Origin of the sequence: Clostridium lacusfryxellense, from assembly GCF_018861735.1 — a bacterium.
Classification (GTDB): domain Bacteria; phylum Bacillota; class Clostridia; order Clostridiales; family Clostridiaceae; genus Clostridium_AD; species Clostridium_AD lacusfryxellense.
Map to the genome: position 1 here is coordinate 34,410 of NZ_JAHLEB010000004.1, position 18,244 is coordinate 52,653.

Here is an 18,244-nt window from a genome sequence, read left to right on the forward strand (position 1 = left end):
ATGACGTTATAAGATTAATGTAATATGTGCATTAATCTTACAATATCGTTTTTTTTATTTGCTATGTTGACTTGGATATAAACGTAACGTAATAATAGAAAAAATTCAGAGTGTATGTCATGATTTCATTAAAAAATAGAATTTTTCAGGTACTTGTATATTTTGTTTTGAAATACTATTGACAAATCAATTCATAAAATGTATTATTTTACTAAGGTATGAAACGGGTTTCATAATTATTTTACAAAATCGAAAGGAAATAAATAATATGGTAAATAATGAAAGTCTAAAGAAGGATATAACAATTTATGATATAGCAAAAGAAGCCAATGTTTCGCCTGCAACAGTTTCAAGAGTTTTGACAGGTAGTGCTAAAGTAAATGAAGATAAAAAACAAAGAGTGCTAGAAATAATTAAAATACACAACTTTCAACCTAATGAAGTGGCAAGAAGTTTATTTAAGAAAAGGTCGATGATGATAGGGTTTATTTTGCCGGATATAACGAATCCTTTTTTTTCAACAATTTTTTTAGAAGCTGAGAAAGTCGCTTTAGAATTCGGATATTCAATGATTTTATGCAATTCTATGGATAACTCTAAAGTTGAAGCACTACACGTAAAAACTTTATCAGAAAAACATGTTGATGCAGTAATTTTTATGGGTCATAGAGTGAATGCTATAAAAACAATTATAAACTATGAATCAGATTTACAAAGACTTGCTAATAAAATACCGGTTGTGATTGTAAATGGTAAGATGACTGGAGTAGATTGTTACAAAATTGTTACTGATGAAGAAGATGGCATAATTAAGTTAGTAGATTATTTAGTGGGACTTGGGCATATGGATATTGCTATTTTAGGAGGCATAACAAACTCAACTTCAACCTCGATAAAGCATAAGGCATATATAAAAGCTTTAAAAAAACATGGGATAAAAGTGGACAAAACTTTTATGATTTATGATGGGTTTTCTATTGAAAGTGGTGTTAAAGCAATGGAGAAACTTCTTAAAGGGAAAAAAGTTCCTACAGCGATTATTGGTATAAATGATTTAGTAGCAATAGGAGCAATTAGGGCTATAAAGTTAGTGGGCCTTGAGGTTCCAAAGAATATTTCAGTGACGGGTTTTGATGGAACATATATCTCGGAGTTAGTTAGCCCGCAACTTACAACAGTATATCAAAATTATGAGGACATTGGTAAAGAAGCAGTAAATACCATAATTAATATAATTAAAAAGATAGAAACACCTAAAAATAAGATAATTAAAACAAGTCTTATAGTAAGAGAATCTTGAAAACCAATCGAATATTAGATACTGCGGAGGGTGCTTTTTCTGCACCAGCAAGTGAGGGAGTGGAATATATCTTTAAAGATAAGATATTTTATGGGTTCAGTGGGAATGTTACTGGAATTGTTGATTATAATGGAGACCGAAAGGCTGAGATTATTACACCAGAGCCAAATACAAACCTCATATATTCACGTACAATTATACCAACATTAACATCTAGAATTAATAAAGGAAAACATGTTCTAATTTCTGCTATAGTTGGTGCTGTAAATGTTGGAAAAAATTTCAACTGTGATCAAATACCTATTATAAAAATTCAGGAAAGCTATATTAGTGTCTTGTTTAATGGAGAAAATATATTAATAAATTTATAATTAATCCTGCTAAACTTATATAATTTAGTGGTATATATTAGAAACTAATAGACATAATATATTTATGTGGAAAAAATTTGTTATATATGGATGTTTAGGCCTCTTAGCGGAGGTTTTGTGGACCGGACTTGGATCAATGCTTAAGGGTGATGTGCTTCTCAGAGGCACAACTTGTATCTGGATGTTCCCTATATATGGTCTTGCTATATTTCTTGAACCTGTGCATTATAGGATAAAACATCTTCCGCTTATTGTGAGGGGAGGAACATATATGGTTCTTATATTTGCAGTAGAATTAGTTAGCGGACTACTGCTTAGATTAGTTTTAGGTGAGTGCCCATGGAACTATGTAAATAGAACGCTGTCAATATTCGGGATAATTACATTGAGTTATGCACCGGTTTGGTTTGCATATGGAATTATGCTCGAGCAAGTACATGATATTATAATGCGCATTGAAAGAAGCATTAGTAGTAATGCTAATTAAGTTAAATTAGATATTTAAAATTAAAAAAATGATGTTGTAAGAGAAATGTTAAATATACATTAAACTTACAACATTATTTTTATTTGCTATTATCACTAGGAGTTAAACTTAATAACAGTGAGCTAATATTCTCTTTCAAAACTACGGCGCTTTCAAGTGAAAGTCCAGTGCAACAAAAAAGTTTATTTGGTATTTCAATAGCCATTTTTTTTAATTCAATTCCATTTGGAGTTAAACTAACGTATACATTTCGTTCATCAACAGTATCACGAACTCTTGTCACAAGATTCATGGCTTCTAGTTTTTTTAGTAATGGGGTTAAAGTACCAGAATCAAGATGCAATTTTTTTCCCATGCTTTTTACAGTGATATTATCTTTTTCCCATAATACTAATAGAGAAATATATTGAGTGTAGGTTATTCCTAATTTATCTAAGAATGGTTTATATAATTTTGTTATTTCACGAGAACAAGCATATAGTGCAAAACATAATTGGTTATCTAATTTGAGAGCCTCATAATTCATGGAGTAACACTTCCTTTATTTTAAAGTATAATTTTTTTTCAATTAATTTAACTGGATGATTACTAATTAAATGATATTAAATTAAATTGAACACAACTAATTTTATCATGCTAAGATAAAAATGGCAAGCAATCATTTGACAATTAAAAAAAATGAAACATATGTATAATAATATCCCAATTATCACAATATAATCAATGTAATAAATGGGATTTTATTCGAGACTAATTATTAAGCTATGATTTAAAAATAAATATAAAGTATTCTGTAAGTATAATAAAGTAATATCATTGCAAGACAACCTACTACAATCCAAAATACAACTAACTTATAATTCGACTTTTTAGGTTTAGGCGTGAATATATCAACAATGTTATTAAGTGGTTCATTAATTTCTTCATGTATTATTTTTTTTAATTCTTTATCCATTTTATACACCTCATTAAATACTTATTTATATTACATATATATATTATTTATATGTGAATGAATATTACCAAAAAAAAGATTAAGTGCTTATTTGATGTTTAATAAATATTTTAGGTATAATAAATATTATATGGAGAGAAAATAGAGATGTAAAGTTAACATAATTTAAATTGAAGGGAGTTTTAAATATGCCTGATCATCAACATGTTGGAGGGAGCAAAAACAGTAACATTAATATTAAACGTGACAATATAAGTAGTCCTAAAAAAAGTAAAGGGGCTAAAGAAAAACCACCTTTGTATAAAAATTTTAATGGAGAAACTCTTGATTAGGTTAAAACATAAATTAATAATTTATGACAAGCGAAAATTAGAACAAATCGAATCATAAGGAAATCCGTTTTTTAAGGAGGTTATGACATGCAAAAGGGCAAGAAAAGTGAAGTTAATAAACAGCAAGTTAATATTGGGACTAAAAGAACAGAGCGTAGTGATAAACAAAGGAAAGTGGAAAAAGAAAAAAGAAATTAAATTAATTTTTGATATACATTTTTAAATAGAAAGGAGCATGAGTTTATGGTAAATGAGGGAGATAACTCTATAGATGAAAGTTATAAGATAATGAAATTTGAACGTGATATAGATAAACTTACTGGTCAAGAAATTGGGAAAATAGAAGTTAAAGCATTGGATGGCCGTAGGCAGTTTATAACCATTGATGATAATGCTGCTGATGAAATAGAAAAGTCTTTATTCAAATATTTAAAATAATAGATAGTATTGAGTAGGACTAGTTATGTAGTATACAGAACAATATGAGATTTTAGTGATGAGGACAAGAATAGGGTATGCTTGAAACAATGAGTATATCTTATTCTTTTCTATTATTATCGGATAAGTTTAAATAAGAGTTTTAATTGTTAAGAATGTATTGTAGAATAGAATTTGTTTGTTGCGCACAACTAATGTTTTTTAAAAAAAATAAACTTGGTCAAAATTGTTGTTGCAATCATAAGATATATAATTGATTATTGGATATTAAGACTAATGATTTTGGAGGGATTTAAATGAAAAAAGTTGTGGTTATATTTAACGGTGGCACAATTTCTATGAGCGTTGATCCAAGAATAAGCGCTGCAGTTCCAACGTTGAGTGGTGAGGAAATGATGTCTATGGTTACGGGGATTGAAAATTATGCACAAATCGAATCATACACTTTTTCAAATTTACCTGGCCCTCACGTAACACCCGAGGTAATGATGGATTTATCTAAATATGTACAAAGCTTCTTAAGTAGGGATGATATATGTGGGGTTGTAGTGACTCATGGCACCGATACGCTTGAGGAAACAGCATATTTGCTACACCTTACAATCGATAATCCAAAACCTGTTATTGTTACAGGATCAATGAGAAATAGTTCGGAACTTGGGTATGATGGCCCAGCAAATTTATCGGCTGCTATTTGCACTGCTATATCAGAAGAGGCACGTAACAGAGGGGTATTAGTATGTTTAAATGATGAGCTTAATTGTGCAGGGGAGGTCACTAAATCACATTCTATGAGTTTAAATACTTTCCAGAGCCCAGAGTTTGGTCCAATAGGAATTATTGATAATAATGAAGCCATATTTTACAGGGATAGTTTAAAAAAAGATTATATAATAACAGATAAAGTAGAAAATAAAGTAGATTTAATAAAAGCTTGTGCAGGAATGGACTCTAAATTAATTGATTTTTGTGTTATGAATGGCGCTAGAGGCCTTGTTATAGAAGCTATGGGAAGGGGTAATATACCGCCTGAAATGGCAGAGGGTGTAAAGGCAGCTATAGATAAGGGCGTTGTGGTAGTAATTGTATCTAGATGTTACAAAGGAAGGGTATTAGATTCTTATGGCTACCCAGGTGGTGGAAAAGAACTTAGGAATGCTGGAGTGATTTTTGGAGATAGCCTGCCAGGTCAAAAGGCTAGAATTAAACTTATGCTTGCACTTGCTAGCACATCTGATAGGGATAAAATTCAAGATATATTTGAAAGTGGTAGTTACAAAAGCCGAATTTTATAATAATATTGTGTTTAAATATTCGTGATGGTATTGACGGATATGTATATTATTGATAATATTATTTGTAAAAACAAAATTTTATCTATAGGTTCAATTAACCTATTAGAATTTTTTTGTATTGAAAACATAATGGAGGTAAAACTAAATGGAATACTTTAAGCTAAAAGAAAATGGAAGTGACGTGAAAAAAGAAGTTATAGGTGGAATAACTACATTTTTAACCATGGCATACATTATTGCAGTTAATGCGAACATATTAGGGGATCCAGGGGTAGGAATGCCAGCACCAGCTATAGTAACAGTAACTTGTTTAACTGCGGCATTCGCTACAATATTTATGGGCTTATATGCTAATTTACCTTTTGCTTTAGCATCAGGGATGGGTTTAAATGCATACTTTGCGTACACTGTTGTAATTGGAATGAAAATACCATGGCAAGTAGCATTAGCTGCTGTCTTTGTAGAAGGAATTATTTTTATTATATTATCATTAACCAATGTACGTGAAGCTGTTGTTAACGCTATACCAACAACACTAAAATTGGCGGTTACAGCAGGTATTGGACTTTTTATTGCATTTATTGGTTTTGTAGATTCTGGAATTGTAGTTAGTAATGATGCAACAAAGGTAGCTATGGGGAACTTCACAAGTCCTACAGTATTAATAACTGTTGTAGGCGTAATTATAATTGTAGTGTTATCAAAGAAAAACGTTAAGGGAGCCATATTATGGGGAATAGTTGCAAGTACATTACTAGCATGGCTATTTGCAATTATATCACCAGAAGTAGCTGCAACTTATAAAATAGGGACTCCTCAAGGCATATTTAAATTTGAGTCAATAAAACCAATTGCAGGTAAATTAGATTTTTCATACCTTACTAGTTGGGACACTGTATGGAAATTTATAGTAATAGTTTTAACATTTTTATTTGTTGATTTTTTTGACACTATAGGAACTTTAGTAGGCGTTGCATCAAAGGTTGGATTGGTTGATAAAGATGGTAAGGTGAAAAATGCTGGACGTGCACTACTAGTAGATGCCGTTGCTACTACATTGGGAGCTTTCCTTGGTACTTCAACAGTAACAACATATGTAGAAAGCTCAGCTGGTGTTGCACAAGGAGCTAGGACTGGACTTGCGTCAGTTGTTACAGGAATATTATTTTTAGTAGCAATGTTCTTTTCGCCTTTGTTTATTGCAATACCAACATGTGCAACTGCACCTGCTCTAATAATTGTGGGATTCTTTATGATGGAAAACATAGTTAAAATAGATTTCAGTGATTTTACAGAGGGCGTACCTGCTTTCTTAACAATTGCACTAATGCCTTTAACTTATAGCATTGGGGATGGATTAACAATAGGAATTCTTTCTTATGCTGTTTTAAACTTAGTGAGTAATCTATTTACTAAGGATGCGAGTAAAAGAAAGAAAGTTTCAGTTGTAGTGTATATTTTAGCAGTATTATTTATTATTAAATTAGTTGTTACAGGTTTACAATAACAATAAGAATATTAGGTAAATACTATAGCATGAGAGATCGACTCATATTGCTATAGTATTTTTTTATTGAAGTAATGCACTGTAACAAATTTAATATCACCAGAATAAGATAATATAAAAATGTAAAAAGGGTGATATTATGAAAATAAATAATAGGTTATCCAATGTTGAGGAATACCATTTCAAAAAAATTGATGATATTAAGAATAAAGCTATTAACTCTGGCAAAACAATTATTGATTTGAGTATTGGAGATCCAGATTTAGAAGTTCATTCAAATATTACGGATGCACTAATTGGCGCCCTAAAAGATGATGGATATAACAATTATCCTCCTTATGATGGTGTTATTGAACTAAGGAAAGCGGTTATAAATTATTATAATGATGTTTATAATGTAAGTTTAAATTTAGATGAGGTAATAATTCTTATAGGATCAAAGGAAGGAATAAGTAATATAGTGCCAGCTGTTTGCGATGTTGGGGACTGCGTAATAGTGCCCGAACCCGCTTATCCTGTTTACAAAATTTGCAGCAAACTTTGGGGGTGTATCCCATATACTGTGCCATTATCGAGAAGTAATGGGTATATGCCAAACCTTGAAATTATTCCTGAAAAAGTCGTAAATAAATGCAAACTTATGTTTATAAATTATCCCAATAATCCAACAGGTGCAGTAGCAAGTAGTGACTTCTATAAGAGGATTATTAAGTTTTCTTATGATAATAATATTGTTTTATGCAATGATTCAGCTTATAATGAAATAATTCAAGTAAATAAAGAACCTATTAGTCTTATGCAATATGACAAAAATAGGTTATGCATAGAGTTTGGTACTTTATCTAAAACTTACAATATGACAGGATATAGGATAGGGTATGGGGTAGGAAATGCTAATGTTATAAGTGCTCTTTCAAAAATAAAAAGCAATTGTGATTCAGGGCAGTTTATTCCAGTGCAAAAGGCTGCGATTGCGGCTCTTAATTTAGAACGTGATTATGTTCAGAATGCACGAAAAATATACGATGAAAGACGATCAATGTGTAAAAGCGTCCTTAAACAAAAAAACATAGATTTTTTTGATGCTGAGGCTACTTTTTATTTGTGGTGTAAAACACCTAGAAACTATACTACTAATGAATTCTGTGAGGAATTGCTGATTAATTATGGAATTGTGGTTCTACCTGGCAATGTTTTTGGAAAGCTAGGATATGATTATTTTCGTATAGCGCTTACAAAAGATAAGTTTGTTATTGAGGAAGCCCTAAAACATATAAAAAAATGTATTCTTTAAATTATTAGTTAAATAGTATTATTATTGGTATAATATAAAGTATATAGGAAATATTTTATTATAGGTGTGAGCTTAATTAAAAGGTATCAATTACGATTTATTAGTATTATTAAAATTAAATTCGTAATAAAAGTAGAAATTTATAATTTAAGCTTGAAATTTAGGTTATAGTTTATGTATACTTACTAAGGGCTTAAAATGAACATGGAAAGGATGAGTTGTTATGATTAGGAGTATGACTGGGTTTGGGCGAGGAAACTCTGAAAAAGATGGTAAAAGCTTTACAATAGAAATTAAAAGTGTTAATCATAGATATTTCGAAACTAACATAAGAATGTCTAGAGTATTAATTGCTTTTGAGGATAAAATACGAAAGATTATTGGGGAAAAAGTAAAGAGAGGAAAACTTGATGTTTATGTAACTCAGGGTAGTTATGATAAGGAAGATGTAGAAGCCTCTCTAAATGAGAAATTGGCACAAAGCTATATAGATTGTTTTCAAATTTTAAAAGATAAATATGGCCTGGCTGGAGATATATCAATTGATACAATAGCAAGGCTACCTGAGGTTATAACGCTTAAACAAAAGGAAGAAGATGTTTCACAAACATTTGAACCTATTGAACAAGCATTGAGTAAGGCCCTTGAATCGCTTCTTTTTATGAGAGAAAGAGAGGGAGAGAAGTTACTTTCGGATGTTATACTTAAATGTAATTTCATTAATAATCTAGTTGGAAATATTAAGAAAAGAGCACCGCTTGTAGTTGGTGAGTATAAACTAAAGTTAACTCAAAGGCTAAATACTCTGAATAAGGAAGTTGAGTTTGATGAAAATAGAGTTTCTATGGAAATTGCGATATTTGCTGATAAAGTTGGAATAGATGAAGAACTTGTGAGGCTCAATAGTCATATAGAACAAATGAGGGAAACTCTTTTGTTAAATGAACCAATTGGTAGGAAACTTGATTTTATTATTCAAGAACTAAATAGAGAAACAAACACAATAGCATCTAAAGCAAATGATCTAGAAATTTTAAATACAGTAATTAGTATGAAAAGTGAAATAGAAAAAATTAGAGAACAAATACAAAACATAGAATAAACAGGAGGCACACGATGAGTATAAAGTTGATAAACATAGGTTTTGGAAACATTGTTTCAGCAAATAGATTGGTAGCTATAGTTAGTCCTGAATCAGCGCCTATTAAAAGAATAATTCAAGAGGCAAGAGATAGAGGTATGCTAATTGATGCAACTTATGGACGAAGAACTAGAGCGGTTATTATAACTGATAGCGATCATGTTATTTTATCGGCTGTTCAACCTGAAACTGTTGCACATAGATTATCTGTTAAAGATGAGGAACATTTAGATGAGGTTGAGGAATAATGAACTGTAGAGGGCAACTGATTGTTATATCAGGACCTTCTGGAGCTGGTAAAGGAACTGTGTGCAGTGCTCTTCTTGAAAAAAATGATTTTTGGATTTCTGTATCCGCGACTACAAGAAGTCCAAGAAATGCTGAAATAAATGGTATAGACTATTTTTTCATAAGTAAAGATGAATTTAAGGAGAAAATAACTTCAAAGGATTTTCTTGAATATGCAGAGGTCTATGGAAATTATTATGGAACACCTAAATCTGAAGTTCTAAAGGTATTAGATAGCGGCCAGGATGTAATACTAGAAATAGATATTCAAGGTGCTCTTAATGTAAAAATGGCTTATCCAAGTGGTTTGTTTATTTTTATTCTTCCACCATCAATGGAGGAATTAAGAAATAGAATTACAAATAGGGGCAGTGAAACACCGGAGTCCCTAATGACTAGATTTACATCTGCTCATAAAGAAATCAGTTTTGTATCAAAATATGATTATGCAGTTGTAAATGACACTGTAGACAATGCTTGTAATAAAATTCAAAGTATTGTAATTGCAGAAAGGTGTAGAGTTGATAGAATGAATGGAGATTTTCTAAAGGAGGAAATTAGTAATGAATAATTCAATGATAAATCCATCAATAGTAAACTTGTTAGAAAAGGTAGACAACAGGTATTCTTTGGTTGTAGCAACATCAAAAAGAGCAAGACAAATAATAGAGGGTCAAAGCCCACTTGTACAGGTAGATTCTACTAAACCAGTAACTATAGCTATACATGAAATTTATGAAGGAGCTATTGTCGCAATTACTACACAAGAAGGAATAAAATAGTATGGAAAACTCAAAGAGCGTAGTTATTGGTGTAACGGGTGGGATAGCAGTATACAAGGCGCTTGATGTTATTAGTAGACTTAAAAAAGAAAACGTTGAAGTATATGTTATCATGACTAAAGCAGCTAAAGAGTTTGTGAATCCCATAAGTTTTCAAACACTTAGTCAAAATATTGTCATTGGTGATATGTTTGAAGAACCTAAAGCATGGGAATTACAACATATATCGCTTGCTAAAAAGGCAGATTTGGTTGTTGTAGTTCCAGCAACTGCTAATATAATTGGTAAAGTTGCAAATGGTATTTCTGACGATATGTTAACGACAACTATTATGGCAACAAATGCTCCAGTTATATTTGCGCCAGCTATGAACGTTAATATGTATAATAATAAAATACTCCAAGGTAATATTCAAAAGCTCAAGTCTTACGGATATGATTTTATTGATCCTACATCAGGAAGACTTGCGTGTGGTGACATAGGCGAGGGAAAACTTGCTCCAACTGAAGATATCTTCGAAATTATTATGAGTAAGTTGTATCCAATAAAGGATATGATTGGAACTAAGGTCTTAGTTACTGCTGGGCCTACAATTGCACCTATTGACCCAGTAAGATTTATTACTAATAGGTCATCAGGTAAAATGGGTTATGCAATTGCAAGGGAAGCTAGAGATAGAGGGGCAATTGTTACTCTTATATCTGGACCATGTCATGAAAAAGAACCCTTAGGAGTAAGTATCATAAAAATTAACACTAATGATGAGATGAGGACGGCTGTAATAAAAAATTATGAAAATAGCAATATAGTTATAAAAGCAGCAGCTGTATCTGATTATAAATCCAAGATATACTCAAGTCAAAAAATTAAGAAAAGTGAAAATGGTTTAAATTTAGAATTTGTACGCGATAATGATATCTTACAAGAATTAGGGTCGCTTAAGAAGAAGCAAATATTAGTAGGTTTTGCAGCTGAGAGTAATGATTTACTTCAAAATGCAAAAGCAAAACTTTTAAAGAAAAATTTAGATTACATAGTTGCAAATGATATAACAAAAACAGATGTTGGTTTTGGAACAGATGATAATAAGGTAATTATTTTAAGCAAAGATAATGATCCAATAGCAATAGAAAAAATGTCGAAAAAAGAAATTGCTAGGGAATTGTTTAATCTAATAAATAAAAAGCGCTAATGCGCTTTTTATTTATTATAGATTATTAAAGAAAATTATAAAACTAAAAGGGTGATTAAGTGTATCAGTATGCTGGAGTTGTGGTGAATAACGATTCTGTTCAAGTGGATAAGGTGTTCACATATAAAATACCTATAAATTTAATAGGCAGCGTTCACTTAGGATTTAGAGTTAAAGTTCCATTTGGTAGAGGAAACAAAACATTGGATGCTTTTGTTTTAGAATTGTATAAGCAGTGTGAAAATGTAAATAATATTAAAGAAATAGCAAGTATTTGTGATGAGATTCCACTCCTTAAAATAACTGATATTGAACTTATAAAGATAATGAAAAAGAAATATCTTTGTACATATTTAGAGTGCATAAAAGTTATTATTCCAAGGGGAATAACAAAAGGTATAAAAAAGAAAACAGCACAATTATTAACTACTTGCAAGGAACTTGAAGGTAAATTTTTAAATGAACCTTATAAAAATATTTACATGATGATACAAAATGATAATATGAAATATAACAAAAATGAATTTAGCAAACTGTTTAATGTTTCATTATCATCAATAAATACAATGATTAAACATGAATTTTTGGGCACTAAAGAGGTTGTAATTAATAGGTATAATGAAAAAGACTACTCGAGGTATGAAGAAAAAATACTTAATGAAAATCAAAAGAAAACAGTGGATTTAATAATGAATTCAAACAATAAAAAATTCTTAATTCATGGAGTTACAGGTAGTGGAAAGACCGAGATATACATGAATTTGGTTAGTTACATGTTAAAAGATAATAAGCAGTCTATAATTTTAATTCCTGAAATATCGCTAACACCGCAAATGGTTGAAAGGTTTAAAGGTAGATTTGGACGAGATATAGCAGTTTTTCATAGTAGGTTATCTGATGGCGAGAGATATGATGAATGGATGAGAGTAAAGCAAGGGAATGTCAAGATTGCAATTGGGGCAAGGTCAGCTATATTTTTGCCTTTTGAAGATTTAGGATTAATTGTTATTGATGAAGAGCATGAAGCAAGTTATAAATCAGATAGTGACCCTAAATTTGATGCTCGAGAAATAGCTTATATGAAATGCGAATTAGAAAATTGTATATTAATATTAGGATCAGCAACACCATCTATTGAAAGCTATTATAGGTCAACAATAAATGAATTAGAACTGATTACTATAGGCGAGAGAGCTGATGGTGCATCAATGCCGAGTGTTGAAATAGTTGATATGCGCGAGGAACTTATGAATAACAATAGGTCAATATTTAGTAAATCACTCTTTGAGGGGATTACTGAATCTTTAAGAAAACACGAGCAAATAATTTTATTTTTAAATAGAAGAGGGTTTTCAACCTTTGTATCTTGCAGAAAATGCGGATATGTATTTAAATGTAAAAAATGTGATATTTCATTAACATATCATAGCGCTTCTGATTACCTAACTTGTCATTATTGTGGTGAAAAAGAAAGAATTAGTAAAGTATGCCCTAGTTGTGGAAGCACTTATGTGAAATATTTTGGAGTTGGTACAGAAAAAATTGAGCAAGAAATTAATAGAATTTTTCCAAGTGCAAGAACTCTGAGAATGGATTTTGACACAACACGGAAAAAAAATTCTTATGAATATATTTATAATACATTTAAAAACAAACAGGCAGATATTTTAATTGGAACCCAAATGGTCGCTAAAGGATTAGATTTTGAGAATGTTACTTTAGTAGGGGTAATAGCAGCAGATTTATCTCTTAATTTACCTGATTACAGGGCTTTCGAGAGGACATTCCAACTTCTTACCCAGGTCTCAGGACGTGCAGGTAGGGGAACGAAAGAAGGAAATGTTGTAATACAAACATATAGCGCAGACAGTTTAACACTTCAATATGCAGCAAATAACGATTATGATAGTTTTTACAAAGATGAAATAATGATGAGAAGAGCTATGGATTATCCACCGTTTACAAGTATTCTAGTAATAACTCTGAGCTCTGAGGATGAGCCTTTGTTAATAAAAAGTATACAGAATGTTGGAGAAAATTTAAAATATAAGATCAAAGATAATGATAAAATTACATTATTAGGACCATGTCCTTGTGGAATATCTAAAATAAAGAACTTTTATAGATGGCAAATTATCATTAAAGGAAATATTGAAGAAGCAATTGCGCTAGAAATAAAGAATTCAGTTTATGAATTAGTTAAAAATGTTTATACAAGTATACGGGTTAGTATAGATGTTAACCCTAGTAATATGATCTAATAGAACTAAAGATTATAATTTATGATTAGGAGGTTTTTCACATGGCTACAAGAACAATTAGGACAAATGGTGATGAAATTTTAAGAAAAAAAAGCAAAGTTGTAGATGAAATTAATAAAAGAGTTTTATTATTAATTAAAGATATGAAAGAGACTATGTATAATTCGAATGGTATAGGCCTTGCTGCACCTCAAGTGGGAATTTTAAAAAGAATAGTTGTTATAGATATTGGGGAAGGTCCTATAGCATTAATTAATCCCCAAATTGTAGAAATGTCAGGATCACAACTTGGCAGTGAGGGTTGCTTAAGTATACCAGGTATACAAAAAAATGTGGATCGACCACAAAAGGTTAAAGTTAAAGCTCTAAGTGAGGCAGGAGAAGAGTTAGTTATTGAGGGAGAAGACCTTCTTGCAAGGGCACTATGTCATGAAATTGATCATTTAGATGGTATACTATTTATAGATAAAGCTATAGAGGGTGAGGAATAATATGAAGATAATTTTTATGGGTACACCAGAATTTTCGGTGCCATCTCTTTCGGCACTTATAGATGAATTTGAAGTTTCAGCTGTTTTTACTCAGCCAGACAGGCCAAAGGGTAGAGGAAAGAAATTAGCCATGTCACCTGTTAAGGAGCTCGCCATAAATTTTAATATACCAGTATATCAGCCTTTAAAACTCAAAAACAATATAGAAATGATAGAAATAATTAAAAACATAAAACCAGATTTTATTGTAGTAGTAGCATTTGGTCAAATTCTTCCAAAAGAAGTACTAGATATTCCGAAATGTGGATGTATAAATTTACATGCATCGTTATTACCCAAATATAGGGGGGCAGCTCCTATAAACTGGTCTGTAATTAATGGTGATAGTAAAAGTGGTAATACAACAATGAAAATGGATGTAGGACTTGATACTGGAGATATGCTTTTAACAGAAGAAGTGGACATTACAAGCGAAATTACTGCGGGTGAGCTTCATGATATTCTTAGCAGTGGTGGTGGTCAGCTTTTAGTTAAAACAATAAATGGTATAGTTAACAATACTATAAAGCCTGTTAAACAGGAAAACGAAATGAGTTCATATGCGGCAAAGCTAGGAAAAGAAATGGCTAATATAGACTGGAAATGTAGTAGCAGTGATATTCACAATTTTATAAGAGGGTTAAATGCATGGCCAATCGCATATACTCATTATGAGAACGCGGTAATGAAAATATATAGGTCGAAAGTAATCGAAGAGTTATCTGATAAAAAAGTTGGAACTATTATAGAGGTCTCAAAAGAGGGATTAAAGGTAGTCACTGGTAATGGTGTTTTACTTATCGAGGAAATACAATTCCCTGGTAAAAAGCCTTTAAAGGTAAAAGATTACATAATAGGAAATAAGATAGAAATAGGTATAATCTTAATATAATAAATACAAAATTTGTTTATGTTTTAAATTATTATTTTATAATTATTCAAAAACAAATGAGAGGAGAATGAATATGTTTTTTTTCGATAGCACTATAATAATATTATTGCCAGCTATAATTATAGCAGCAATTGCGCAGATGAAAATTAAATCGTCTTTTAAAAAATACCCTAAGGTGAATAGTGTAAATGGATATACTGGGGCACAAGTAGCCAGAATGCTTTTAGATGCAGCTGGACTTTTTGATATACCAGTTGAGATAGTGCAAGGTAAACTTACTGATCATTATGACCCAACTAAAAGGGTAATGAGGCTTTCATCAGATGTGTATAATGGAATTTCAGTAGCCTCTATTGGGGTTGCTGCGCATGAAACAGGTCATGCACTTCAAGATAAAGAAAAATACGTGCCATTAAAGCTCAGAAATGCTATTGTTCCTGCTGTTAATTTTAGTTCTAATGCATCCTGGGTACTATTTCTAATAGGAATAATTTTTAGTATTCATTCTCTTATAAATGTTGGAATTATATTATTTTCAGCAGTTGTATTATTTCAGTTAGTTACACTACCTGTTGAATTTAATGCTTCTAGTAGAGCAATTAAAGTTTTAGAATCTAGGAATATTCTCTATGGAGACGAAATAAAAGGTGCTAAATCAGTATTAAGTGCAGCGGCTATGACTTATGTAGCTGCAACATTAATGGCAATATCTCAGCTTATACGTCTTGTGATTATAAGTCGCGATAGATAAAAATCAAATAGAAGATTGAGGTAAAGGTATGAATAATAGTAGACTTGTAGCAATTGTGGTTATAGAAAAAGTATTAAATGAAAATGCTTATTCGAATATTGTATTAGGACTTGAACTTAATAAATCAGAACTTAGTGATAAAGATAAGGCATTAGTTACAGAAATAGTTTATGGTACTTTAAAATATAAATATAGTATAGATAAAATACTGCTACGATATGTTAAAAAAGGAATAGATAAATTAGAGAGTTTTGTTTTAAATATACTAAGAATCTCAATCTATCAAATTAGATTTTTAGACAAAGTACCTAGCTTTGCAGCGGTTAATGAAGCAGTAAATTTAACAAAAAAAATGAGCAATGTAGGAGCTTCAAAACTTGTAAATGGGGTGCTTAGAAGTTATCTTAGAGATCCAGACGTTAAATATTATAATGAAGAAGACAACATTGACAGACTTTGTTTTGAGTATTCATTTACAAAGGCTCTAGTTAAACTTTTTATAAAGCAATATGGCAGTGAAAGCGCTGAAAGAATTCTAAAAGGACTAAACTATAAGCCTGATGTTACAGTTAGGGTTAATACCTTAAAATTAACATATAAAGAGATATGGGAAAAACTCATAGAAAATGGATATAATATAGAAAAAGGTTATGCTTGCCCGTCGGCAATAAGAATAATTAAAGGTAAAAATATAGAGAACAATCTTTTATTTAATGATGGAAACATAACAGTTCAGGATGAATCTGCAATGCTCGCAGCTCATTCTATGGATCTTCTTCCAAATCTAAATGTGTTAGACCTTTGTAGCGCACCAGGAGGAAAGACAACACATATTGCAGAACTTATGGGAAATACAGGCCGTGTTCGTGCGTTTGATATACATAAAAACAAATTATCTTTAATTAAAGATAATTTAAATAGAATTGGGATTACAAATACAACTTGTGATGAGATGGATGCCACGGAGTACTCTGAGGAGCTACTTGAAAGTGCAGATAGAGTTCTTATAGATGTACCTTGTTCCGGTCTTGGAATTATCAGAAAAAAGCCTGAGATAAAATGGAGCAAGAATTTAAGAGATATAGATGGTATAATAGATATACAAAGAAAGATAATGGAAAATGCTTCTCAATACGTAAAAAAAGGTGGAGTTCTTTTATATTCAACATGCACTCTTAACAAAAATGAAAATGAAGGCAATGTTGATTGGTTTATAGAATCACATCCGGAATTTAATATTGAACCAGTATTTTATGGGGAATTTGATAATATAAACTACAGTGATAAAGGTTATGTTACTATATTTCCAAATGAATATATGGATGGATTTTTTATAGCCAAAATCAGAAAGTCATAAAAGATGATAAAATAGTAGGAGTATAAAATGATAAATATATTAGATCTTAATTTATTAGAGCTGAAAAAATGGATGAAAATTAATGGGGAAAGTGAATTTAGGGCTAAACAAGTATTTGACTGGATTTATAAAGATGTTTGGGACTTTGAAGATATGAATAATATTCCAAAAGGTGTAAAAGAGAAGTTGCAAAGTGATTTTCACATTGGAATACCAAAACTTGTAGAAGAATATAGTTCAAAACTAAATGATACAAAGAAATATTTATTTGCGTTAGAAGATGGTAATTTAATAGAATGTGTTATTATGAAATATAAACATGGAAATTCAATATGTATATCAACCCAAGTTGGATGTAGGATGGGATGTAAATTCTGTGCATCTACAATTGGAGGAATGATTAGAAATCTATCACCAGGTGAGATGTTAGCTCAAATAATGAAATCACAACACCTAATTGGAGAAAGGATTTCTAATGTAGTACTCATGGGAAGCGGTGAGCCTTTTGATAATTTTGATAATGTAATGAAATTTCTTGAGATTGTGACTTCTGGCAATGGCTTAAATATTGGTCAAAGGCATATAACTATTTCAACATGTGGGATTGTACCTAAAATTAAAGAGTTTGCTGATATTAATCTACAAATAACACTGGCTATTTCACTTCACGCAGCTACAGATGAAATAAGGATGAAAAGTATGCCGATTGCAAATAAGTATTCTATTGCAGAAATAATTGATGTCTCTAAGTATTATATAAATAAAACAAATAGGCGGTTAACTTTTGAATATGCTCTTGTGAAGGATCTTAATGATAGTAGGTTAGATGCAGAAAACCTAAGTAATCTACTCTCGGGTATGTTATGCCATGTTAATTTAATTCCAATTAATGAGATAAAAGAAAATGAATTGAAAACATCTTCAAAGGATAATGTTGCTGAGTTTAAGAAAGTACTTGAAAATAATAATGTGCAGGTAACAATAAGAAGAGAAATGGGACTTGATATTAATGCGGCATGTGGTCAGCTTCGGAGAAGCTACATTAAATGTGAAGAACTTAAATAAAGGGGT

The 18,244-nt window shown here is 30.9% G+C and carries 21 protein-coding genes; 19 read left to right on the forward strand and 2 right to left on the reverse strand.

Annotated elements, in window-relative coordinates; all coding sequences use genetic code 11:
• The first annotated feature begins 268 nt into the window (after positions 1 to 268).
• From KPL55_RS04015 to KPL55_RS04025, 3 genes are all read left to right on the forward strand, one after another.
• Positions 269 to 1,300, forward strand: coding sequence for a LacI family DNA-binding transcriptional regulator (locus KPL55_RS04015; protein WP_216305421.1), 1,032 nt, complete (start codon positions 269 to 271; stop codon positions 1,298 to 1,300).
• Positions 1,297 to 1,671 (forward strand): DUF2264 C-terminal domain-containing protein, encoded by a 375-nt coding sequence (locus tag KPL55_RS04020; RefSeq protein ID WP_216305422.1) that lies wholly within the window; start codon positions 1,297 to 1,299, stop codon positions 1,669 to 1,671. Before KPL55_RS04015 ends, KPL55_RS04020 begins: the two co-directional genes overlap by 4 nt.
• Before the next feature lie 64 nt (positions 1,672 to 1,735).
• Entirely contained in the window at positions 1,736 to 2,158 is a 423-nt protein-coding gene (locus KPL55_RS04025; protein ID WP_216305423.1) for a putative ABC transporter permease, read from the forward strand.
• A gap of 79 nt (positions 2,159 to 2,237) precedes the next feature.
• Here KPL55_RS04025 and KPL55_RS04030 read toward each other — a convergent pair whose 3' ends face one another.
• Both KPL55_RS04030 and KPL55_RS04035 read right to left on the reverse strand, forming a co-directional pair.
• Entirely contained in the window at positions 2,238 to 2,684 is a 447-nt protein-coding gene (locus tag KPL55_RS04030; RefSeq protein WP_216305424.1) for a MarR family winged helix-turn-helix transcriptional regulator, read from the reverse strand.
• A gap of 243 nt (positions 2,685 to 2,927) precedes the next feature.
• Positions 2,928 to 3,113, reverse strand: coding sequence for a hypothetical protein (locus KPL55_RS04035; protein ID WP_216305425.1), 186 nt, complete (start codon positions 3,111 to 3,113; stop codon positions 2,928 to 2,930).
• 188 nt (positions 3,114 to 3,301) lie between these two features.
• On the opposite strand from KPL55_RS04035, the gene KPL55_RS04040 reads away from it, so the two are divergent.
• From KPL55_RS04040 to rlmN, 16 genes are all read left to right on the forward strand, one after another.
• Positions 3,302 to 3,445 carry a hypothetical protein gene (locus KPL55_RS04040; protein ID WP_216305426.1) on the forward strand — a complete coding sequence of 48 codons (144 nt, stop codon included), beginning with the start codon at positions 3,302 to 3,304 and terminating at the stop codon, positions 3,443 to 3,445.
• A gap of 243 nt (positions 3,446 to 3,688) precedes the next feature.
• A complete protein-coding gene (locus tag KPL55_RS04045; RefSeq protein ID WP_216305427.1) occupies positions 3,689 to 3,883 on the forward strand; it encodes a hypothetical protein in 195 nt (64 codons plus the stop codon).
• A gap of 296 nt (positions 3,884 to 4,179) precedes the next feature.
• Positions 4,180 to 5,178, forward strand: coding sequence for an asparaginase (locus KPL55_RS04050; protein ID WP_216305428.1), 999 nt, complete (start codon positions 4,180 to 4,182; stop codon positions 5,176 to 5,178).
• 145 nt (positions 5,179 to 5,323) lie between these two features.
• On the forward strand, positions 5,324 to 6,685 hold the full coding sequence (locus KPL55_RS04055) for an NCS2 family permease (RefSeq protein WP_216305429.1): 1,362 nt from the start codon (positions 5,324 to 5,326) through the stop codon (positions 6,683 to 6,685).
• A 139-nt stretch (positions 6,686 to 6,824) separates the two neighbouring features.
• Positions 6,825 to 7,979 (forward strand): aminotransferase class I/II-fold pyridoxal phosphate-dependent enzyme, encoded by a 1,155-nt coding sequence (locus tag KPL55_RS04060; RefSeq protein WP_216305430.1) that lies wholly within the window; start codon positions 6,825 to 6,827, stop codon positions 7,977 to 7,979.
• A gap of 223 nt (positions 7,980 to 8,202) precedes the next feature.
• Positions 8,203 to 9,081, forward strand: coding sequence for a YicC/YloC family endoribonuclease (locus KPL55_RS04065; protein ID WP_216305431.1), 879 nt, complete (start codon positions 8,203 to 8,205; stop codon positions 9,079 to 9,081).
• Positions 9,082 to 9,095: 14 nt separating this feature from the next.
• A complete protein-coding gene (gene remA / locus KPL55_RS04070) occupies positions 9,096 to 9,368 on the forward strand; it encodes an extracellular matrix/biofilm regulator RemA (protein ID WP_216305432.1) in 273 nt (90 codons plus the stop codon).
• Positions 9,368 to 9,979: a guanylate kinase gene (gmk, locus tag KPL55_RS04075; protein WP_216305433.1), complete on the forward strand. Its 612-nt coding sequence runs from the start codon at positions 9,368 to 9,370 to the stop codon at positions 9,977 to 9,979. Before remA ends, gmk begins: the two co-directional genes overlap by 1 nt.
• Positions 9,972 to 10,190, forward strand: coding sequence for a DNA-directed RNA polymerase subunit omega (rpoZ, locus tag KPL55_RS04080; RefSeq protein ID WP_216305434.1), 219 nt, complete (start codon positions 9,972 to 9,974; stop codon positions 10,188 to 10,190). Before gmk ends, rpoZ begins: the two co-directional genes overlap by 8 nt.
• Position 10,191: 1 nt before the next feature.
• Positions 10,192 to 11,382 (forward strand): bifunctional phosphopantothenoylcysteine decarboxylase/phosphopantothenate--cysteine ligase CoaBC, encoded by a 1,191-nt coding sequence (gene coaBC / locus KPL55_RS04085; RefSeq protein WP_216305435.1) that lies wholly within the window; start codon positions 10,192 to 10,194, stop codon positions 11,380 to 11,382.
• 59 nt (positions 11,383 to 11,441) lie between these two features.
• Positions 11,442 to 13,643 carry a primosomal protein N' gene (gene priA, locus KPL55_RS04090; RefSeq protein WP_216305436.1) on the forward strand — a complete coding sequence of 734 codons (2,202 nt, stop codon included), beginning with the start codon at positions 11,442 to 11,444 and terminating at the stop codon, positions 13,641 to 13,643.
• Positions 13,644 to 13,684: 41 nt separating this feature from the next.
• Positions 13,685 to 14,134, forward strand: coding sequence for a peptide deformylase (gene def / locus KPL55_RS04095; RefSeq protein WP_216305437.1), 450 nt, complete (start codon positions 13,685 to 13,687; stop codon positions 14,132 to 14,134).
• 1 nt (position 14,135) lies between these two features.
• Positions 14,136 to 15,065, forward strand: a complete 930-nt coding sequence (gene fmt, locus KPL55_RS04100; RefSeq protein WP_216305438.1) for a methionyl-tRNA formyltransferase — start codon at positions 14,136 to 14,138, stop codon at positions 15,063 to 15,065.
• A gap of 73 nt (positions 15,066 to 15,138) precedes the next feature.
• Positions 15,139 to 15,816, forward strand: a complete 678-nt coding sequence (locus KPL55_RS04105) for a zinc metallopeptidase (RefSeq protein ID WP_216305439.1) — start codon at positions 15,139 to 15,141, stop codon at positions 15,814 to 15,816.
• Between the two features lie 28 nt (positions 15,817 to 15,844).
• A complete protein-coding gene (gene rsmB / locus KPL55_RS04110; RefSeq protein WP_216305440.1) occupies positions 15,845 to 17,173 on the forward strand; it encodes a 16S rRNA (cytosine(967)-C(5))-methyltransferase RsmB in 1,329 nt (442 codons plus the stop codon).
• A gap of 27 nt (positions 17,174 to 17,200) precedes the next feature.
• Positions 17,201 to 18,238 carry a dual-specificity RNA methyltransferase RlmN gene (gene rlmN / locus KPL55_RS04115; RefSeq protein ID WP_216305441.1) on the forward strand — a complete coding sequence of 346 codons (1,038 nt, stop codon included), beginning with the start codon at positions 17,201 to 17,203 and terminating at the stop codon, positions 18,236 to 18,238.
• Positions 18,239 to 18,244: the final 6 nt, after the last annotated feature.